We start from the raw sequence: 21465 nt of genomic DNA on the forward strand, positions 1-21465 counted from the left end.
TAGTATTATCTTAAATTTTTATTTGCAAGTTCTGTAATCTGTTCTCCGCCTGCTTCGTTCCACTCTTTAACGAATTTATCGAAATCAGAGATTGGACGCTTGCCAGTAATGATGTCCGTTGTAAATTCCATATACAGGTTTTGCATAGCATCCCAGTTAGCTACATATTCTTCCGGGATTATGAAGCTATTGTCTTCTGCATAAAACTCTTCTGCTGATTGAAGTGATTTTTCCGCAGACTCACTTAATAATGGTGTAGTTTCATCTACTGGAGTGGCCGGCGTATAATCAGCTGGCTCCCAGAATCTAGCAAACCATTCACTGTAATATTTATCAGTAAGCTGAAGTTTTCCATCCACTACGTTATAATGATCACCTTCGAATCCGAAACGGTCGATCATTTGTCCTTCAGGGCTAGCCATATAATCTAGAATCTTAAACACAAGATCCTTGTTCTCAGAATTAGCAGAGACTGCAATACCTCTTGATTCTTTTGTAACATCCGTAGCTCCATAGCCTTGAGATTGGCCTTTCGCAGGCGGAAGCATGACTAGTGAAGCTTCTTCTCCGCTCACTTGAACCATTTTGCCTTCATAAATATCGATTACCTTACCAGCTGTACCAGGGATGATCGCAGCGTCCCCATCAAAGAATGCTTTTTCTTTCGTATCCCATTGCTTTGTTAAGTATTGAGGATCCAAAAGTCCTTCTTTATATAGCTTATTATAGAATTCAAGCTTTTCTTTTTGCTGCTTTGAAACTCTTGCGTATTCAAAGGAGCCATCTTCTTTTTGCAGCCAGGTTTTATCGATCCCAAAAGCCATATCAAACATATAGTCGATTTCTGCAATGTCACCGGCAACTGTAATGGCATATTTAGGTTTATCGCCGCCTGGCTGTTTTTCAACTAATTCTTTGAAAAATGCATAGTAATTGTCCACAGTTGGATTTTCCATTAGTGCTTTAGAAGTTTCCATTTTGTTAAACCAGTCTCCTCTAATGACAGGAACTTTAGGAGCAAGTGGTTTAATCCATAGTAGATACGGATAATTTTCAAGTCTTTTTTCGTTAAATGGCTGAACGATATCCTTAAGATACTTTGATTCCTTGATATATGGTCTTAAATCCTCTAATAAACCCTGTTCTGCCATGGCTTGATCCCCGCCTTGGAAATAAATCATGTCAGGAATATCGCCGCTATTGAGCAGTAAGTTTAACTTCTCAGCATAGTTACCTTGCGGGAGGTCGACTAATTCAAAATTCACTTTAATATTTTCATCTTCAAGGAGTCCTTTTTCAATCGCATCGTAATATTTTTCTGAAACAGGGTTAGAGCTGTTATCGTCCTTCATTACCACACGGATTGTTGTCGCTCCCCCTTTTTCTTTTTTATCTTCCTGACCTGCTTCTTCTTTGTTCGTACAAGCCGCCAGTAAACCTAAAACCAAAATGAGGCTTAATATGGCTAAAAGAGATTTCTTCATCACTTTTCCCCCTAAAAAGTTATTTTTTCATATTCTAATTGAATCGATGAATGATTACTCCCCCCTTGCCATTCATCATATTAGGAGATTGATAGTATAAAAGATAACCAGAATCACAATGATGTGGAACCGGTTACATAAATGACTATAAAAGGTTGTTACTAACAATTCTGAATTAGATGATTATGTTGAAGCGTGACAACCAACCTTTGTGTATCCTTATGTAACCGGTTACATATTATATTCCCTTCTAGAATAATTGAAAGTAGATTTAAAGTCAACAACTAAAAATTCAAATTACTCTGGAAATCTTTTTGCTCTGTCGACGCGAAATTCTGGACAGCAACTTGGGGTTGACCATTTGCTTTTGATTTAGGCTGGAGCGGAAGTATAGGATTTAGGTGCAGGGGATATTGAAGGTTCTTGCTATTCCTCTTGTTTTAACAAAATTCAATAAAACGTATGATATTTCTCCACTTCCCTTTTCCCAAAAAAATCAAAGTCCCCCATTACCCAGAAGATACTCTGGAGATTAGGGGGAATCTTACTGAAAGTCAATCATTTTCGATTCGCACGATTTCTTGTTTAATCTTAAAACGGGGAGCCTATAGCTTCAACTCATAAACCTTCCGCGGCCGCCCGCGCTGCCCAGGCTGTTCTTCACCCGTCACTTTGGCAAGCCCCAGCCGTTCGAGCTCCGCCATAATCCTCCTCGAATTGCGTTCTGTGTTTTTCAGCCATCTTGAGACTTCCTGCGCAGTGACAATATTTTTTTGATAGTGCCTTGATAGGTATTCGATTTTGGATACGATTGCCGGATTGATTTTGGCGCCCTTAAAGCGTTCTTCCCATTCCTCTCCCCAAATGCGGTGCTGGTAAGAAACCGCCTCTTCGCCGCATTCAGAAAGGTGTTCCTTAATTTGTTTGGTTTCATCGACACTAACCACAGGCGAAGCTTTCTGATCCCGGGCATATTGGAGGGCGAGCCGGACATTTTGCTCTGCATCATATGCTGTCAGCCCGTAGCCGACACCGATTCTCACCTTCAGCTTGCTGTGGATTTTCGCTTCTTCTATTAGAGAGTACATGGAGGCTTCCTGAAAATGCATTTCCATTTCGCCCCGGGTTGTATAAATAAAGAATAGACCATCCCCGATCTGCACAAAGGAGCCTTGGACTTTTTCCGCATAATCAAGCATGACCTGCTTGATTTCCAGCTCATGCCGCTTCATTTCATAGGTGAAATGCTGCTCTTCCAGTGAGCTTGCAGAGTGAACGACTTCCATTCCCATAATCGCTATCTGGGAGCGCTTATACCAATTGGACTGGCCTCTTTCCCTTAGGTAGCGGAGTACAAGTTTAATGGCGACAGGGGAAGGGACCACCCGGTAGCATGGGATTCCCTGTTCCCTCAGCCGGTCATGGACCTCCTGGACACAAGTCAATGCGACCTCCGTCTTCCCTTCCTCAAAAAGCTTCTTATGAAAACGGATTATTTCCTCTGCCGGCTCGTATTCATTGTAGGAAAAAGTATGGATGTTTAAGTCCCCTAAAAAGTATGTATTCTTTAGTATATCAAGCTCCGATTCCTGAATGGTGTCCAGGCTTGCCTGCTGAAATCCGCCTTCCCTGATATGCGCTTCAAGGAGTGTTCCCAGAAGGCTGGAGCCATATAGTGGGGGATAATGCGCGTTTTCTTCTCCGATCAGCCCTTTTGAACGCGCGTAATAATAAGGAGCCTGTCCGGAGAAAAACCATAAATCGATTTCCGTTTTATGTTCCCTGATAATCTTTTCCGTTTCTTTTGTTTCCTTATAAATGTATGGAATCATCTCAAGCTCGCTGTATTCACGCGATAAGGCAAGAATGTGTCCAACGGAGTCTCCCGGCCCCACTACCCCAACGCGAATCTTCATTCTTTTCCACCTGCTTCTTCTTTATATGCTTGTTTCATTTTTTAAATATTGAGCGATAATCTCTGTTCCCATTCTCAGATCTTCAATAGAGGCAAACTCCTCAGGATGGTGGCTGAGCCCATTTTTGCAGGGAATGAATAAAAGCCCTGAAGGCCATTTGGCCGCCATATTCATGACATCATGGCCAGCACCGCTTTCAAGCACCAAGGCTTTGTATCCTAAAGTTTCACCTGATTGCTGTAATTTTCGCATCACTGCCTCATCCAGCTGAACGGATGGATTATGAACAAGCGTTTTTACTTCTATTTTAACACCAAAAGATTCAGAAAGCTGAAGACATTTTTCTCGGATGAGCTCCTCCATTTCTTTTTTCAGCGAATCTTCCACACTGCGGATATCGACTCCAAGCTCAACCGTTCCGGGAATCACATTCATGGCGTTCGGCTTTAGTTCAAAGGTGCTTGCTGTCGCTACAATCGGCACCGCATTGGAAGCCGATAAAGAAAGAGCTGTCTCTGATATGAATGAAACGAGAGGTGCAGCCGCTACAAAGGCATCCTTTCGTTTGCCCATCGGCGTCGTTCCTGTGTGCCCCATCTGTCCATTGATGATTACCTTTAAACGGATTGGGCAGGCAACTGCCGTCACTGCTCCAAAGTCTGCACCGGCATCTTCAATTCTGGTCCCCTGCTCTATGTGAAGCTCAATAAAACTTTTTAGAGCTGACTCCGGCCGTTCAGCCTTTTCAATAGCTTCCCACGACAAACCCATGCCCTCGACTGCCTGACGGATGGTGATGCCATCCTCATCCGTTACATCTTCCACTTCGCTCTTATTAAGCAGGCCGCTCATAGCCTTGCTGCCAATGGTTGATACGCCAAAACGGGATGATTCCTCCGATGCAAAACAAATGACTTCAATGGGTGAAGCAGGTTCGAATCCCTCTTCTTTCAATTTCTTTACGGCAGCCAGGCCGCATAGAACACCGGCCACTCCATCATAGCCACCTCCGCCTTTGACCGTATCCACATGAGAACCTACTGCAACAGCAGGTGAGGAATCTTTAGCTTCCCAGCGGGCAATCGCATTCCCCGCTTCATCTCTTCGAACCTTCAACCCCATATCCTCTGCAATGGAAACAAATACATCAATGGCCCGCCATTCTTCTTCCGTGTAGCCTAATCGGCAGAACCCTTCCGCCTGGACCATGCTGTCTGTTAAATTTAACGCTTTCAGTTGCTTATCCAACCATTCTTTCACCTTCAACACTCCTCCCTGATCTCATGAAGAAAATGAGGCAGATTGCTCTGCCTCATCCATTTCTTAATTTAATTTTTTTATAGATTCAAACAGCAGCCGGACGGCATTTAGCATTGTGCCCTCATTAATATCAAACTTTTCGTTATGATGGCCTGCCGCCAGTTCTGTACCGAAAATGCAGTATGTGGCCTGACCTCCATTTTGCTGAACACGCTCCATGAAGAAGGTTGCATCCTCTGAGCCCGCAGGTGAATTATCTTCAAGAATACTTTCTTTTATATAGGAAGCTTCTTGTGCACAGGCATGCAAGACGGATGCCAGCTCTTTTGAACCTTGAGCACTAATGGCCTCGCCCACAGTACGAATCTCGTATTCTACGCCATACATTTGGGCTGATCCTGCGATAACAGCTTCGGCCTGGGCTTTGACATATTCGTTAATTTTTGTCGTTTCCCCGCGTGTTTCTATCTTCAGCACAGCTTTATCTGCGATGATATTTCGGCCTGAGCCTGCATGCATTTCACCCACGTTGATGCGGGTTGCCCCTTCTGAATGACGCGGAATAGCGTAAATATTCAGGGCAGCAGAAGCGGCGGCGAGCAAAGCGTTTTTACCCTCTTCCGGATTTCCGCCTGCATGGGAAGATACTCCTTTAAACGTTACATCAAGTTTTGACGTAGCCAGGAATCCGTTTTTTGATGCCACAAAATGTCCATCTGGAACTCCTGTACCGACATGTGAGGCAATTAAATAATCCACATCATCGACAACTCCTGCTTCGGACATCGAACGAGCCCCGCGGGTGCCTTCCTCGGCAGGCTGAAAAATCAATTTGATTTTCCCCTTAAGGCTGTCTTTATTTTCAGCAATTAAGCTTGCCAGGCCAAGCCCGATGGTTGTATGTGCATCGTGTCCGCAGGCATGCATGGTGTTTGGAACTGCAGACCTGAATCCTTCTTTTTGCGGAAAATGGCTGTCTGCCTCTGATTCATGGATCGGCAATGCATCCATATCAACACGGAATGCAATCACCGGGCCATCCTTTTTAGTATCCATTGTTGCGACAATGCCTGTATAGCCGTCTGTAAAAGCTTCGATATATTCTTTTTTCGCACCGTTTTCGAGAGCCCATCGATAATGTGCGGCTGTTTCCTCTTGATTCGGCTTCCCCATAAAATAATCAGCTGCCATTACCTTCCTGCCCATTTCCAGCTGGAATCCAAGGTCATCCAGGATCGACGCGACAATGGAGGCTGTCCGCATTTCCAGGAATCCTCCCTCTGGATAGCGGTGAAAATCACGCCGCCACTCTTTTAATTGATTTTCAAGATTACTCACTTTTTAACCACATCCTATTCTTATAGATAAGGACCGATTCCCGGACCAAACGGGATTCCAAAGAAGACGAACACTAAAAGCATAATGATCCACGTGATCAGGAACGTAACCGAGTACGGAAGCATTAATGAAATGAATGTTCCAATTCCCGCTTTTTTATCATACTTCTGCATAAACGACAGGGCGATAACCATATATGGCATCATCGGTGTCACGATATTCGTAGATGAATCTGCTACACGGTATGCCACTTGCGTGAATGCAGGGTGATAGCCAAGCTGCATAAACATTGGCACAAACACAGGTGCTTCAAGCGCCCACTTTGCTGAACCCGAAGTGATCAGGAAGTTCAAGGAAGCTGTAAAAATGATGTAGCCAATAATCAATCCGATTCCGGTGAACTCCACGTCCTTCAGGAATTCTGCCCCATTTACCGCTACCCATGTAGCGATATTGGACCAGCTGAAGTATGCGATGAATTGGGCGATTGCGAAGATTAAGACAATATAGGACGCCATATCCTTCATCGATTCAGCCATAAAGTTGGCAACATCTTTACTGCTCTTAATGTTTCCAACCGTAATACCATATACAGTACCAATAATGATGAAGAAGAACAGAATAATTGGAATAATGCCATCCAGGAATGGAGATGGAACAAGTCCGCCATCTTCATTGGTTAACGGGCTGTTTGGTATAAGGATCGTTCCCACAATAAGGGCAATATAGGCAAACCCGGCAATGGCTGCATTCCGCAAAGCCTTGCCGGCATTAGGCGGATCTTCAGCAATAGCTTCCTTTACCTCATCGCCTTTATATTCTCCAAGACGCGGTTCAATGAATTTCGTCGTAACAAGTCCGCCGACAATGGTTAAAACAAATACAGAAACAATATTAAAATACCAGTTATCAATTGGCGTAACGACAATATTCTCGTCTATAATCTTGGCAGCTTCTGTTGAAATCCCTGCCAAAAGTGCGTCCGTTCCCGCAATCAGCAGGTTTGCGGTAAACCCGGCACCCGCTGATGCATATCCTGCAGCCAAACCGGCAATCGGGTTACGGCCGATTTTATAGAAAACCATTGCAGCAAGCGGCGGCACCAGAACCATCGCAGCATCTGAAGCGATATTCCCCATAATACCGACAAACACAACTGTATACGTGATTAATGCTGGCGGTGATTTTAAAATCGTTTTCTTAATGGCATAATCCAGCATGCCGACCTTCTCAGCAAGACCGATCCCGAGCATCATGGACAGAACCAGGCCAAGCGGAGCGAACCCGGTGAAGTTATCAAGCATGGATGTCAGGATGAAATTCAGGCCTTCTGCAGATGCCAGGTTCTTAACTTCCAGCTCCTCTCCAGATCCGGGATGGACAACAGTAGCACCAAAGGCGCTAAAGATTGCTGAAACAATAATGACTAGCACTGCGAGCCCGGCAAATAATATAAATGGATCCGGGAGCTTGTTGCCGACCTTCTCGACTCCGTTGAGGAATCTCTGGGCAATCCCTGTTTTTTTATTTTCTGTTACCACTTTCTTTCCTTGTTTTTCTGTTTTCATATACTCCCCTCGCTTTTCTGTTTTTTGTATTTTCTTAATTTTGAGTGTAGACGATGCTTTCCGCTGCGGCGGCCAGGTTGGGACTTGCTGTTCCCGATTTCTGCTTCTATTGTCCGAAGTGGCGCTAAGTTCGGACTCACTCTCCCTGTTTTCCGCTTCTTCTGTCCGAAGTAGCGCTATATTCGGACTCACTCTCCCTGTTTTCCGCTTCTTCTGTCCGAAGTGGCGCTAAGTTCGGACTCACTCTCCCTGTTTTCTGCTTCTTCTGTCCGAAGTAGCGCTAAGTTCGGACTCACTCTCCCTGTTTTCCGCTTCTTCTGTCCGACTGAGCGCCTGGTTCAGACTGCTTCTCCCGGTTTTCAGCTTTTCCTGTCCGAATGAGAAGTTACTTTAAAGTAGATGGCTTTACCTCTTCAGGAATTGGACATGTGTAAGGATTAGCTTGTTTGAATTCATTGAACTCCTGTTTGACAGCTTCTAATTCTTCCTGGTCTGTCAGCAGTTTGACAGCTGTTAAAGCCATGGCTTCTGCTGCCCGGAGCATGCCTTTGTGGGCATAGCTGCTGATGCCTTGTGTGGTCATCTGCCATGTATGCAGCGGTGTCCCCAGTGCTGATGTTGAGGCGGTCAGCTGTGCGGTTGGAACAACCCAGCTTACATCTGAGACATCTGTAGAGCCGGCAAGAACTTCTTTGGAAGGTTCATAGGCTGAGATTGTTTCTGCCAGGTATTTTCCTTCAAACTCACTGCCGTCCCCTACATATCCAAATCCTCTTAAAATATCTAAATAGCTTTCTTTTTCACCTTCTGATAGGGTTGTCCAAAGCTTTTCGGCAAAGGCCTTTTCTTCTTCGTCCGGTTTTTCGATGCCGGCTTCCTGAAGGCTTTGATGGAGAATTTTTTCAAGGCTGCGGTTTGGAATATAATTGGAGCATGCCTTGTCAAACTCAATGGTAAGCTCTGTTTCTGTCATCAGAGCCGCGCCCTCCGCGATTTTGCAAACCCGCTTGTAGATTTCATCCACCTGCTGAACCTTTGGTGCGCGGATCAGATACAGCACTTCAGCGTCTGCTTGTACGACATTTGGCGAGATGCCCCCTGTGTTGGTGATGGCGTAATGCATCCTGGCTTCCGGCACGACATGCTCGCGAAGGTAATTCACACCCACGTTCATCAGCTCAACCGCATCCAGTGCACTTCGCCCAAGATGAGGTGAGTTCGCCGCATGTGACGATAAGCCTTTAAATCGAAAATAAACCTGATAGTTTGCGAGACTCGATAAGCTCATGATGCTGTTGGCAGGAGATGGATGCCATGTTAAGGCTGCGTCCACCCCATCAAATACTCCTTCACGGACCATGAAGGTTTTTCCGGAACCGCCTTCTTCACCCGGACAGCCAAAAAACTTTACAGTCCCAGGCAGATTGTTTTCTTCTAAATACTTTTTTGCTGCACAGGCTGCCGCAAAAGCGCCGGTCCCAAGCAGATTATGCCCGCAGCCGTGACCGACTTTCAGCTCGGTTGGCTCGTACGAAGTCTTGTTGGGCACCTGCCCCAATCCGGACAGAGCATCAAACTCCCCGAGAAAGCCAATAACAGGGGCTCCACTTCCATAGGAAGCTACAAACGCGGTTTCAATGTTTCCGGATTTGCGTTCCACCTGAAAGCCTGCTTTTTCGCACTCAGAAGCTAAAAATTCTGCTGATGCATACTCTTCAAATCTAGTTTCCGGATGATGATAGATATACTCACTGATTTTTTCAAACGTCTCTTTGTTCTCTGTTAAAAATGTTTTTGCAAAGTTGTTCGACATGATTTCCTCCTTTAATTTAAATGGCTGATCCTCCATTTAAGATGTGAATGTAAGCATCAACCGCAACTAGTAAAGCCTCTTCCTCGAAATCGAATTGAGGATGGTGGTGAGGATAATCAAGCTTCGTTCCAAACAGCATAAACGTAGCTTTGCCGCCATGCTTCTGGACCCTATTCATCATAAAGCTGACATCTTCCGATCCGGAGACAGGGACTGAAGGAAGCACTTCTTTCACAAGCTCGCTTGATGCACACCATTCGGTGATTTTGGGTATCAGCTCTTTATCACAGACAACCACTTCCGTAACTCCGACTGCTTCGATTGTGCAGGACACATCATGCATATCTGCTGCCGCCTTAATAATCCGGGTCGCTTTTTCAGCCATATATTGAGCAATCTCCGGTGTCTCACCCCGCACTTCTATTTCCATATAACTGTCTCCCGGGATGATGTTCCGGCCGCTGCCTGCAGCAAGCTTCCCAACATTCACCCTGGTGACGCCATCATGATGGCGCGGAATGCCATATAGGTTGTTAGCAGCCGTTGTCGCGGCCAATAAAGCATTTTTCCCGAGCTCCGGATTAATGCCGGCATGTGAGGAAACACCTTTAAAATAAGCATTGTATTTAGTTGAAGCCAGGAATCCCGGCGTTGTGGCTGCAATTGTTCCAACGGGCAGGGACTTAATGCCGATGTGGCCTGAATAAAAATAATCGACATCATCAAGCCAGCCCTTGTCTGTCATTGCCCGAGCCCCTCTTCCACCTTCTTCAGCCGGCTGAAACAAAAGGGTAAAGCGGCCCTTTAGTTGATCCCCATGGGAAGAAATATACTGGGCTACCCCAAGTCCGATGGCAGTATGTCCGTCATGTCCGCACGAGTGCATCACATTCTCTTCTTTCGAGCCAAATTCGTATTTGGCTGGACGATGTGCAGGATCTGTCGATTCGTTTATTGGCAATGCGTCAATATCAAAGCGGAAACCAACATGGTCTCCGTTTCTGTTAGTATCCCAGACTGCCACAAGCCCGGTATTCCCGCCGCGCATTTGATCGAGCCAGGACTCTTCAACACCCCAATCCCTCGCCTTCTTCTCTTGAGCTTCAAGATCAGCTTGTGCAGGAAGCCCCATACGGGAATTCTCGTCAAGCGCGTCTTTCCCTAAATAAAGCTTGAAACCCATCTTCTCCAGTTCTTTTCCGATTCTGTATGTAGTGATGTACTCCATGAACCCCAATTCAGGCAGAGCATGCAAAGTGCGCCGCCATTTGATCAGCTGGGGAGTTATTTCCTTTAAAAAGCTGCTGTCCATCATGATCCCCCTTGTTGAATATTATTTCGGACATTTTCCGTTTCATTACCTTAAATGTATTATACACATGTTATTAGAAAATTCAAAGTAAACTTTTAACTATTAAAATGTGATTCGTTGAATTTTTATACAGCAAGAACCGAATTTAGCAAATCTTTAGTATAATACTCCCTATTCACCCCCTGACTTTATCCCTATTTTTACCTAAAAAGTGTAATTTTCCACGTTTAAACTGTAAAAATATAACTCTATCCGCTAAAATAAGGGATATACTTTGAATGGCACATTCCTTTAGGGAGGACATTTAACTAATGCACAAGAAAACGAAAATTTTACTCTGCAGTGTCGGCATATCATTAATGCTTGGAGGATGTTCTGGTATGAATAGCGCAAATAACAATCAGGAAAGTGAAAAATCAAAAGAAACACAGGCTGCCCCTTCTGAAGAATCACTGATCAGTGTTCAGGATTATACCGGTGAAGGCTATGCACTTCCATATGGAAAAGAAACCGATAAAATTGCTGATGAAAGTCTTGATGAAATAGAGGAAGCTGCAATTGAGTTTTTTAAGGAGAAATATAAGACCGATGTAACGGTGCATAACGTGGTGGGTGCTAAGGATGGGGCTACTGTGTTTGTAGAATCCAAAGGTGAGCCGCATTTCTACACTTATGCTGTAGTACCAATTGATGAACTAGAAAAGAAAGTGATGACAGAAAAGATATGGGCGGACGAATTCCAGGTGGAAAATGCCATTAAAGGCGGATTGTATCACATGATCTTTAATGAAGAGTTCCAACAGCTCGACGACTATCTTGAGACTCTTGCAGCAGAAGGTCAGGTAACCGGAAAAACAAAGGATGCCCTCCAAAATGTGGGCGGACACGGATATATGACTCCATATTATTTTATTGCATTAACAAGTAAAGAAGAGGCTATTAAACCAGTTTATGACCTTTATATAAGCAATCCTGATGAAAGTACGGAAAATTTGAGGAATGCCTATAAAGAGGGCTCGTTTAATCCTGAAAACTTCAAAATCAATATACAATTATTTATGGCTGATAAGCAGGCAGAACCAAGTGAAGAAATATTTAATCAAATCACGAAAGAGCTGGAAGAAATGGACTCAATACCTAAGGGCACATACAGCTTCTCTCTTAATGATAACTTCATTGATAAACAAAGTTCGGAAGGTGCTAAAGATAATTCTTTAAAACGCGGATTCCCGGATTACATTATTAAGGAATAAAGCAGGTGAATATATGGATACTCTTAAGGGTTCACCAAATATTAATACAGGTATAGCAGCAAACAATGATAAAGATTTAGTTGAACTGGCAGGCCTTCATGCATATACCTATCCGCTATTTGAATCGGTTCTGCAGGTAAATAATACAGACTATACAGTTATCGATACTCGTTATGAAGACCCTACTGGCCTTGATGCTATGACAGTCGTAAATATGGAGACAGAGGAAATATCCATCATTTATGTAGGCACAGATGCAAGCGGAAAATATGGCAACAAAGATATTCTGACTGATGCACAGCTTTTAAGTGACCTAACTCCCGCCCAGCTGGCTGCAGCAAGAAGCTATTATACTGAAATGAATCAAAAATTTAACCAGGTTGGCGGCGTTAAATCGATCGCGGGAAATTCACTTGGCGGGGGTCTGGTTGGTGCAGTAGCAGTTGAAAACCCAGAAGTAAATGCAGTTACTTTAAACCCTGCCCTGCTTCCTGAGGGGATGGTGGATCCTAATCAAACTTATGATAATATTACAAATTACTTCAGCAGCTACGATGTGCTGACTCAAACTTTGATTGCATTGGATCTGCATGGCCGGATTCCAGGCAAACAGTATGAAATCTTCAATGGGATTCCTGAATTCTCAAAGCTTGCTACAAACCATACAGGCTATTTGCGGAACGAAGATGGCTCCCAGTTCTATGTGATAGGAGAAGTCGGAAAGCCGGGATATGGCAGGATTTATATTGATGCAGACGCTCATATCGTGTCAAGCATCTGGACAGGAATCCCGCTCTATGGAGGACACTCAGAACGCATTGAAATCAATAAAGAGAATCTGGATATACTTGCTTCTTCTCTGCAAAGCCATGTTACGGAAAGACTGAACCTTGCTCATGAGTACCTGGGCAATTCGGTTGCCATTGTAGAGGATGAAGGAAATCGGTTTTACGAGCGACTTAACCGGCTGCAAAATACGTTCGAGGATTTGTTTGAAAACATAATCAGTGAGCCGCTGTTTCTTGGCATCACAGCTATAAGCAACCGATTGACGGCGGAAATCGACCATTTGATTTCATTATTAAATATTGCGGAAAGCCACAGCAAATCATTGAATTATATACTAAACTCTCCTCCGGCAGAGCTTCTTGAGCATATTTTCCGGACGAATGTCAGTGTAGAAAGCTTGTTTGCAGAACTTCGCAATCAGCTGTATGAATTGAGGTCTGATATTCAGAACATCTCAAGAGGCATTATTAACATTGTCTCAGACAAAATTCCTGAACTATTTAGAGGCGGAAAGGATGCCTGGTATGATGCAATAGTAGGTGAATTAAACGCCCATTACGGTATTGTCAACGGTAACAGAGATAAGCTTCTCTCTCATATCAGCGAATTCCAAAAGCAAGTACAGGATGTTGCAGCCAACTTTCAAATGCGGGATCAATCTCTTGGGCAATCCATTAAGAGCAAGTCTACTCATTCCGATTCGATCTCGGTACAGGGAACCAATACTTACAAACTAGAAGACTCCCCTTATATGGAATTGAGAATGAAAATAAAGGAATTTCAGATGGATACTGCCTACACTGCATTTACTGCATCGACTCAGGCACTGCTCTTCCCTCTTCTGGAGAAGGGACAGCTTCTAACTTTCGCCGTCGAAAGCACACTGGAGATCCTTTCTAGCAGCATCAAAGGGGCAGCTAATTTTGCTTTAAGCTATACCATCCCTGGAAAGCTTATCAGCTTATTTTCAGATTTTGATGATAAAATTAGAAACAGCATCGCAAACGCTCTGGAGCCATTGGATGAATTGGCAGCTACCATTGAAGGTGTACGTAAGGGGCTAGGGCGTTTAATTGTGGAATATCCAACTCTATTAAATAATTTCAGACCTTATGTGGAAACCGCCATTTTTGACAACAGCGGATACTTTAACGTCCACCTCTATAACCTGGCATCCATCGCCATTTTAAGAGAGATGGAAATGCTATTTGATGATGTGGTTTATCAATTAGGAAACCATAAAGCTGAAGCGATTGATGCTTTGTGCGAGGTATCCAAAAAGGTGAAGAGTAATATGGGAATTCTCTATGAACAAGTAGATCGCGGGACGATTAATTAACAGGGACATTGGGATAGGCACCTTGTCCCATTGTTAAAAAGAACAAAGCCGAGCTAAGCCGCCAGCTCGGTTTTGTTCTTTCTTCTTATTAAATCTTCTGTTACCTCTCCATATATCCCTTTAACAGCTCTTTAAAAAGCTGATTCAATTCCTTATTTTTCTGCCCCTTCAGCCATTCCACCTGGTTAATCGGCAGGTTTAATTTAAGTGTGATTTTTTCATTCGGCATTTCCACTCTTCGGATTTCTTCTAACGTCATGCCCTCCTCAATATCCGGAAAGTCCAGATGTTCCTCATTTATTCTTAAAACACCTTCGTATGACTCCTCCGGATCAAGTTCGCAAAATAAGCTTAACCTTGGCAGCTTGCCCGGTACAGATTTTAGAAACATAAATGAACTTAGTGATCGCCCATCTTCCAATTCAATTTCCGTGATCAGGCTTTCCCTGTCTTGATATTTTCTTAGAGTAACCTCGCTCACAATCAGATCCACTTCCAGCGTACTTCCTTCAGACGATTCAAAAATATAGATGGCACTGTTAAACACATAGATTTCTTCCCCATCGAGGTTTATTGATTTTATACCAGCCATACCTGCTCCTCCAAAATTATTACCATTTAATATATTAAATCCATCATATCAAAAAGAGCAGCAAAAGGGAGGAAGCATTTGAGCCATTAAAAGAAAACTGCACACTATCTACGGTGTGCAGTTTCATCTTCGATACTAATTTTCTATTACTTACGATAACTAATCTTTTTAACGTTTTCTGCCCCTCTAAGCTCTACTAAATCGCTTTTCTCAACAATGACTTCTTTCACTTCTGCACCGCTAAAGTCTACGATGATCGGCTCTTTCTTTGGTGTTACACGGACACTCACGTTCTTAAGTCCTTTGCCCTGCAATACAGCAGAGTTTTTGAGCCAGATGCCGTTTTTGATTTCTGCGGATTCTTCTACATTAATAAAAGAAACCTTGTTCACTACTAGCTTCTTCTTTTTATCATCAGTAAGATTATATTTCTTTTCAAAATCCAGCTCTGTTACTGGCGGCAGACTGTCAACATCTACAATTCTGCCCTCCACTGCTGGTGTGATAGTACCCAGGCTGGATAGGTGTTCGGCAAAGTTTTCCCAATCGGAAAGTCCAAGATCTGTTACCCGTCCCTCCTGGTATGCTTTTGCGAAAACTGTATAACCATCTCCGCCTTTGGCTGTGAAAGCATTGGTAGCGATTGTGTATGTTTGCTTATCCTGGATTTCTGTGTATGTGCCCTGATCATTTTTATAAGCGATCGAAACGATTCGCTCACCGGCAGGCTTTGTGGAGTCAAATTCTACTTTTGCACCGGACACATGCAGGAAGCCGCCGTTTTCTGCCGGATACTGACCCATACTGATTTCAAAAGCCTCCTTCAGTTCAGCTCCCGTCAGCTCCATAGTTGCTAATGTGTTGCCAAATGGGAGAACAGTTATCACTTCTCCAACAGTGATTGGTCCTGCGTCAATCCCTGCACGAATACCGCCTCCATTTTGAAGAGCCATGGTGACATTGCTGTTATACTGCTTGGCTTTTGCAAGCATGCCGTCTGTAATTAGGTTGCCTAGCGCTGTTTCATTTTTCCGTACACTTGGCCCTGTGCTGTCTCCGCTTGTCCGCGGATTCTCGAGTGCAGTCACGGTTTCTGCGCCAATTTCAGTGTTCTTTAATTCCTGTATTTGTGAGGAGTATTTTTCAAGAAGCACTGCAGCTTCAGGATTGTCTGCTTTATCCGATATTTTAACAAGCTCTCCAGCTTGCCCAACTACTGTTCCTGCCTCATCAAATTGTACATCCAGTGTTCCGAGATAATTATTGTACTGGCCGGCTTGAACAATGACAGTAGGGTCCTTTGCTGCTCCTGTTTCATCAGCTGCCACAACCACTGGCTCATTTAATTGCGTATGGCTGTGTCCTCCCACAATCACATCAATCCCATCTACCTGTGCAGCCAAAGTTAAATCATTATCCACATTCGGATTATCATCATAACCAATATGAGTTACAGCCACAATTTTATTGATTCCCATACCCTCAAATGCTTTTACTGCTTTTTCTGCTTCTTCGATATAGTCCTTGAATGTAACATCACCAGGACTGGAAATACTCGCCGTCTCAGCTGTAGTCAAACCAAAAAATCCTACTTTTTCTCCATTAACTTCTTTGATGATGCCATTATATATTTTTCCATTAGCAGGTTCGCTTGATATCACATCACTGAATAATCCCTGCAGGTTTGCATCCTTAGAAAAATCTACGTTCGAACTGACAAATGGGAATTGTGCACCTTTTACAAAGTCCGCCAGTGCTTTGTGCCCTTCTGCGCTTGAACCCAAGTCGAACTCATGATTTCCGAAAGTCATAATATCATAGCCCATCAGATTCATGAATTCCAGGTCAGCTTGTCCAAGGAATTTATTAAAATACAATGTTCCGGAAAAAACATCTCCTGCATCAACAAGCAAGGCGTCCGGATTTGCTTCTCTTACTTCCTTTACAGCCGTCACTTTTTTAGCGGCGCTGTCCATATTGGCGTGTGAATCATTGGTATGCATTAAGGAAAGTGTAAAATCTGCAGCTGATGATTCATTTGCTGAAACCAGGCCTGCCGGAACGGCTGTAGAGATGGTTAATGCTGATGATAAGGTTAAAGCTGATAATACTTTAATAGGCAATTTCATGAATACTGCTCCTTTCAGAAGTTGATTTGTTTTATAAAGTGAGAGATTGAAAGCCGGAGTATTAAACTCCGGCTTCAACTGCTATGCTGCTTCCTCTTCCTCATACGGAGAATCTATTTCTTCCCCCTCCGAATCTTTGAAAATAATATGAGACGGATCCGCTTTTTTCCCAAGTGTCCATTTTTGGACATTTTCGGCACCGCGGATTTCCACAACTTTGCTGCTTTCGACCATGACTTCCTTTATATCTGATCCTGTTAAATCGACAATTGCTCCTTTGTTGGCAGAGCTGATAACCACTTTTGTATTTCTCAGGCCTTCGCCTTTAACCGCGGCGGATTTCTTCAGCCACAATCCTTGCGAGAGGCTGGATGTTCCATCCATAATCACCAAGGCATTATGTGGTCCAACAACGAATTTCTTCGCGTGGTAGTTTACTAGATTAAAAACATGATCATATTTAGGCTCTTCCGGTTTAACTGCCGGCTTTAAGCTTGTCTGAATCATGACAGGGTCATGGTCACTTGCACGGCCGTGTTCTTCCATGAAGCCAGAGTTAATATGAAGAATATCAACCTCTGTTTTCTTGGCAAGGTTGTTGGATACTAAAATATGATCCAGCACCTGTGCATTTCCCTGGTAGTTGTACGTATAGCGTTCTTCTGCCCGAACCTTTTCAATCATGTTGGTTAATTCATCGCCCTTTAATGCCTTTAAAGGATTGGAGAATTCAAAATCATTAAAGTCGCCAAGCAGGACGATATTGGCATTAGGGTCTTCTGCTTTTACATCCCTTACGAAACCGTTAACCACGTTAGCGATTTTCATGCGCTGAATTTCACTGTTTAAGACGGGAGGCTGCACTTTGCCGAATAACGGAAGATCCCCGCCTTTCGAGTTAAAATGGTTAGCTACGACAATAACGCTTTCGCCCTGGAATTCGAACTGGGCCGCCAATGCTTTGCGGCTATCTTCAAATGCTTCATTGGCGGGATCAATGCGTCCTGGGTTTAGCGTTAATTTGCCGTCTTCAAAATCAACCGCATCCGTTGCTGACCCTTTTTCGCCTTCCGATAATGTTACCCTTTCAGCGTTATAAAGGAAGCCGACACGGATGTTTCCTCCCGGCTGGCCGCCATCCTGTTTATCTTCTGGAGCGATATCTGTGTATGTGTAAGCTGGACCGCCCAGTTCTTTTATTTTTTCAATTAATAATGCTGCACTTAGATCGGCTTCTGTTGTGCCGCTATCTGTTGGTCCGTCATTATCCTGAACCTCTGTCAGACCAATGATATCCGGGTGCTTCATATTTTTAACGATTGCTTCTGCTAATCTCGTAACCTTTTCCGCATCCGTTTTTGTTGAGAAGTTTTCAACATTATAAGACGCGATGGTTAATTGATCTTCTTCAGGGATAAGACTTGTTTCTTCTCTTGCCGCAGGGCCTTCCTCAAATTCCGGCAATGAATCTGCATCACTTAATACTTTATAGTTGCTGAATCCGTAGCTGACGACACCCTGGACGCTGCCTTTAAAGCTGTCGCCCATTTTGGCAACAAAATCTTCAACGTTAATATCCAATGTGATTCTCTCAGGATTATAATCATTTTCTGAAATGCGCAGTCCGCCTGCCGCTGTGTTTGTTTCAACATCTCCTGGAACAACCACAAGCTCACCGTATTTTTGAGGCGCAACTACTTTAGGGTTGTCCACCTGAACAAGCATGCCTTCCAGGCTTTCATAAAAATCGATTCCATCCTGCTCCGGATCAAACTCACCAAAGCTGTCATTATCGATCACTTCAGTTGGCAGGTTTTCTTTACTGAGAATGACTGGAGCCGGAAGCTCCTGGCCTGACGCTATTTTATTAATTGCTGAAGCATTAATTTCGGTTACAGGCAAATCTGTCTCCAGTTTTTCAGCATAGCCGTCAAGTACCCATTCTTTAATCTGTCCTGTTACTGTAACCACATCGCCCGCTTGTGCTCCGTGATTTTTCTTGTAAACGAGAATTCCTTCAGAAGTATTAGGATCCTGGTCAGGCTGCAGGTCCTGCATATAGAAATTGTTTGCATCTGCCACTTTTGTGACGATGCCTTCCACATCCGCAGCATATTGGTTGGCATATTTGGAATAATGCCCTGCACCTTGAATATCATGAATGCGAAGTCCGCCTAATGCAGGCGTATAAGTAAATTCAGCTACTCTGCTGTCTGTTAAGCCTTCTTTAACAGCAAAGGCTTTAATGGTTGTTCTTTCATTAATGACAATCGGATCAGTATATGTATCACTTTTAGAAGTTGGCTCTGATCCATCCACCGTGTAATGAATGACTGCTCCTTCCGTTTCTGTCGATAAAACAATACCTGTTCCCTGCTTAACTGGACCTGCTTCAGGGGAAGCTGTTACAGCTGAAACTTTTGTTGGGTCTGTTTCTTCCACCCAAGAATAAGCCGATGAGTTCTTTAATCCTGGAACACTAAAGTAGGCTTCCAGTGAACCGGTAATTTGAACTTTCTTTCCAAGATTATCAGGGTTGTCCACCAGGTTTAATCCTGATCTCACATACCCGCTCGGAAGCTGAACCGGCAGTATTTTACCGGGATCTCTTTCATCGGGTGAGTCTGCCATGGCAATATTGGTTGCCATTGTAAACGGACCGCTATGGCTATAGCTTGAAGTACTCTTTGTAACTCCAACAATATAACCTTCGACTGTGGCAACTCCGTTATTATCCGCAATAGCTTCTGCCACAGACTTCACTTCTTCTGCACTTGCCGTGGCAAAAGGACTAAAAAGACTAAGAATCAAAGCAAAGACACTAATAAAGCTAAGCAACTTTTTCCGCTGCTTTCCAATCATGTAATCCACTCCTATTTCCTTATTTTAAACGTTTACATGACACTACCATTCTAGTAAATCACTCTTCTTTTTGGTATACAATCTGATATTTGTAAAAATTGAGTAAATAAGTAAAAATGAGAAAATATTCCCGTTTCATAAATAGGTCTAAAAACCCAGATGCGCACCGGAGATATTTTTTCCCAAACAAAAAGAGAATCCCCGCCAGGAAGATTCTCTTCATTTCTATTATTTATAAACTTTAATAGTAACCGTTTTGCTGCCCCATTGCAGGGCTTTCTGTTTGTTTGGAATAAAGACGTCAATTTTATTGCCTCTTACTGCAGAGCCTTTGTCGCCTGCAATTGCCTCTCCATATCCAGGTACATAAACTTTTGATCCCAGTGGAATAACCTTCGGATCCACCGAAATCACCTTGGCGTTCGGGTTCTTTTTCAGGTTGATTCCTGTATAAGTAATGCCGCTGCACCCTTTGCAGCTGGCAGTGTAGGCAGTCGCTTTCACTTTAATTTCTTTATAGGCTTTCGTTGATGCAGCCTTTACAGCTGTCTTTTTAGGTGCCGCAGCTTTTGCCGATGAAGCAGTAACTTTTAGCACTTGTTTTGGTTTGATTGTATTTGATTTTAATTTATTCCAGGATTTAATTTGGTTAACGGTAACATTATGTTTTTTAGAGATCGCCCAAAGCGTGTCCCCTTTTTTTACTGTATACGTATTTCCTGCGGCTGAAGTGACATTGGAAAATCCAAACGATAGAAAAACAGCTGTGATTAGATAGATTACTAATTTCTTCATGATATCTCCTTTATGTCCCTTGATAGGAACATATTAACACCATAAGATAACAGAGAGATTTCAGTAAAACTCTTTTTATGTTACAGATTAAAGCGATTTTAATATTTTTGTAATATAAATTACCAGATTTTCTTTTATTATAAGAAGAACTAAATAAGGCACCTTCCCCGCTTGAACAGGAAAGGTGCCTCAATTTAGTAGGCAAAATTGTGACTGCCGATTTGTTTAATGACTGTTCTAGTAAATATCCATTGATCTGTAGCTGTATAAGGATTGTAATAATAGACTGCACCGCCAGTTGGATCCCATCCATCAAAAGCATCTCTTACTGCCTGATAAGCTTCTGCATCGGGCTGCAGCCAGTACTGACCGTCATTCACAGCTGTAATGGCATTCTTTTGAAAAATAACATTTGAGAGAGTATCCGGGAATTCATTGGACTCCATACGATTAAGAACGACAGCCGCAACTGCCACTTGGCCTTCATAGCTTTCCCCGCGCGCTTCCCCATAAACCACATGAGCCAGCATGTCCACATTTCTAAGCATTTCTGCTGTGTTAACTCCTACAATGCCATCAGCTGCTAAACCGAAATCATATTGAAAGTTTCTTACTGCATTCTCTGTTACCGTCCCATAATACCCAGTATTGTCTGTATTAAAGTAACCAAGCTTTTGCAATGCTGATTGAATATATGTAACTTCCGGGCCTGCTGAGCCATTCTTTAGAACAGCGGCATCTGCCTTGGGCTGGCTGAAGCTCAGCACAAATACCATTGCGGCTGCTGCCGCGATCCACTTTATGTAATTCATTTGAACACTCCTCTTTATGTAGATATGTCGAGCAGGGCTGCCCCCCTTTTGATAAGGTAATAAGTTCACCTTTGCTTGTTTCCCTAGATGGTCCCTGAGAAAACTCAGTCAAATGGTTTATTTTTTCAAACGGGACAAAGGGGACATTTTTGGTGTCACTTCTAGAACTTCTCTCTCGAATATCATTCACTTTTAATAACAAA

General features: G+C 43.4%; 14 protein-coding genes. 2 read left to right on the top strand and 12 right to left on the bottom strand.

Translation table 11 applies throughout. The features are described from left to right. Nucleotides 1–5: 5 nt before the first annotated feature. From A361_RS25385 to A361_RS25415, 7 genes are all read right to left on the bottom strand, one after another. A complete protein-coding gene (locus A361_RS25385; RefSeq protein WP_019380688.1) occupies nucleotides 6–1484 on the bottom strand; it encodes an extracellular solute-binding protein in 1479 nt (492 codons plus the stop codon). A gap of 605 nt (nucleotides 1485–2089) precedes the next feature. Further along, complete coding sequence (locus A361_RS25390; RefSeq protein ID WP_019380687.1) at nucleotides 2090–3400, bottom strand: hypothetical protein; 1311 nt, start codon at nucleotides 3398–3400, stop codon at nucleotides 2090–2092. Nucleotides 3401–3421: 21 nt separating this feature from the next. Further along, nucleotides 3422–4660: a M20 family metallo-hydrolase gene (locus tag A361_RS25395; protein WP_019380686.1), complete on the bottom strand. Its 1239-nt coding sequence runs from the start codon at nucleotides 4658–4660 to the stop codon at nucleotides 3422–3424. A 63-nt stretch (nucleotides 4661–4723) separates the two neighbouring features. After that, a complete protein-coding gene (locus A361_RS25400) occupies nucleotides 4724–5998 on the bottom strand; it encodes a M20 family metallo-hydrolase (protein WP_019380685.1) in 1275 nt (424 codons plus the stop codon). A gap of 20 nt (nucleotides 5999–6018) precedes the next feature. After that, nucleotides 6019–7566 carry an AbgT family transporter gene (locus tag A361_RS25405; protein ID WP_019380684.1) on the bottom strand — a complete coding sequence of 516 codons (1548 nt, stop codon included), beginning with the start codon at nucleotides 7564–7566 and terminating at the stop codon, nucleotides 6019–6021. Nucleotides 7567–7951: 385 nt separating this feature from the next. After that, nucleotides 7952–9379 (bottom strand): M20 family metallopeptidase, encoded by a 1428-nt coding sequence (locus tag A361_RS25410; protein ID WP_019380683.1) that lies wholly within the window; start codon nucleotides 9377–9379, stop codon nucleotides 7952–7954. A gap of 16 nt (nucleotides 9380–9395) precedes the next feature. Further along, nucleotides 9396–10691, bottom strand: a complete 1296-nt coding sequence (locus tag A361_RS25415; protein WP_019380682.1) for an amidohydrolase — start codon at nucleotides 10689–10691, stop codon at nucleotides 9396–9398. A 311-nt stretch (nucleotides 10692–11002) separates the two neighbouring features. On the opposite strand from A361_RS25415, the gene A361_RS25420 reads away from it, so the two are divergent. Beyond that, entirely contained in the window at nucleotides 11003–11944 is a 942-nt protein-coding gene (locus A361_RS25420) for a DUF1672 family protein (RefSeq protein ID WP_019380681.1), read from the top strand. 13 nt (nucleotides 11945–11957) lie between these two features. Further along, on the top strand, nucleotides 11958–14072 hold the full coding sequence (locus A361_RS25425) for an SA1320 family protein (protein WP_019380680.1): 2115 nt from the start codon (nucleotides 11958–11960) through the stop codon (nucleotides 14070–14072). A 100-nt stretch (nucleotides 14073–14172) separates the two neighbouring features. Here A361_RS25425 and A361_RS25430 read toward each other — a convergent pair whose 3' ends face one another. The 5 genes from A361_RS25430 to A361_RS25450 all read right to left on the bottom strand — a co-directional run bounded on the left by A361_RS25430 (nucleotide 14173) and on the right by A361_RS25450 (nucleotide 21262). Beyond that, complete coding sequence (locus A361_RS25430; protein ID WP_019380679.1) at nucleotides 14173–14664, bottom strand: hypothetical protein; 492 nt, start codon at nucleotides 14662–14664, stop codon at nucleotides 14173–14175. Between the two features lie 146 nt (nucleotides 14665–14810). Beyond that, nucleotides 14811–16793 (bottom strand): bifunctional metallophosphatase/5'-nucleotidase, encoded by a 1983-nt coding sequence (locus A361_RS25435; RefSeq protein WP_157888562.1) that lies wholly within the window; start codon nucleotides 16791–16793, stop codon nucleotides 14811–14813. Nucleotides 16794–16874: 81 nt separating this feature from the next. Continuing rightward, a complete protein-coding gene (locus tag A361_RS25440) occupies nucleotides 16875–19655 on the bottom strand; it encodes a DUF6359 domain-containing protein (RefSeq protein ID WP_019380677.1) in 2781 nt (926 codons plus the stop codon). A 228-nt stretch (nucleotides 19656–19883) separates the two neighbouring features. Continuing rightward, nucleotides 19884–20450, bottom strand: a complete 567-nt coding sequence (locus A361_RS25445; protein WP_019380676.1) for a 3D domain-containing protein — start codon at nucleotides 20448–20450, stop codon at nucleotides 19884–19886. Between the two features lie 194 nt (nucleotides 20451–20644). Continuing rightward, on the bottom strand, nucleotides 20645–21262 hold the full coding sequence (locus A361_RS25450) for a cell wall hydrolase (RefSeq protein WP_019380675.1): 618 nt from the start codon (nucleotides 21260–21262) through the stop codon (nucleotides 20645–20647). Nucleotides 21263–21465: the final 203 nt, after the last annotated feature.

This window comes from Cytobacillus oceanisediminis 2691 (assembly GCF_000294775.2).
In the GTDB taxonomy this organism is placed as follows: Bacteria; Bacillota; Bacilli; order Bacillales; family Cytobacillaceae; genus Cytobacillus; species Cytobacillus pseudoceanisediminis.

Excerpts from the sequence above, each read along its gene's own strand:
- A361_RS25385 (WP_019380688.1), bottom strand. The coding sequence starts at position 1,484 with ATGAAGAAATCTCTTTTAGCCATATTAAGCCTCATTTTGGTTTTAGGT.
- A361_RS25390 (WP_019380687.1), bottom strand. The coding sequence starts at position 3,400 with ATGAAGATTCGCGTTGGGGTAGTGGGGCCGGGAGACTCCGTTGGACAC.
- A361_RS25405 (WP_019380684.1), bottom strand. The coding sequence starts at position 7,566 with ATGAAAACAGAAAAACAAGGAAAGAAAGTGGTAACAGAAAATAAAAAA.
- A361_RS25410 (WP_019380683.1), bottom strand. The coding sequence starts at position 9,379 with ATGTCGAACAACTTTGCAAAAACATTTTTAACAGAGAACAAAGAGACG.
- A361_RS25415 (WP_019380682.1), bottom strand. The coding sequence starts at position 10,691 with ATGGACAGCAGCTTTTTAAAGGAAATAACTCCCCAGCTGATCAAATGG.
- A361_RS25420 (WP_019380681.1), top strand. The coding sequence starts at position 11,003 with ATGCACAAGAAAACGAAAATTTTACTCTGCAGTGTCGGCATATCATTA.
- A361_RS25425 (WP_019380680.1), top strand. The coding sequence starts at position 11,958 with ATGGATACTCTTAAGGGTTCACCAAATATTAATACAGGTATAGCAGCA.
- A361_RS25430 (WP_019380679.1), bottom strand. The coding sequence starts at position 14,664 with ATGGCTGGTATAAAATCAATAAACCTCGATGGGGAAGAAATCTATGTG.
- A361_RS25435 (WP_157888562.1), bottom strand. The coding sequence starts at position 16,793 with ATGAAATTGCCTATTAAAGTATTATCAGCTTTAACCTTATCATCAGCA.
- A361_RS25440 (WP_019380677.1), bottom strand. The coding sequence starts at position 19,655 with ATGATTGGAAAGCAGCGGAAAAAGTTGCTTAGCTTTATTAGTGTCTTT.
- A361_RS25445 (WP_019380676.1), bottom strand. The coding sequence starts at position 20,450 with ATGAAGAAATTAGTAATCTATCTAATCACAGCTGTTTTTCTATCGTTT.
- A361_RS25450 (WP_019380675.1), bottom strand. The coding sequence starts at position 21,262 with ATGAATTACATAAAGTGGATCGCGGCAGCAGCCGCAATGGTATTTGTG.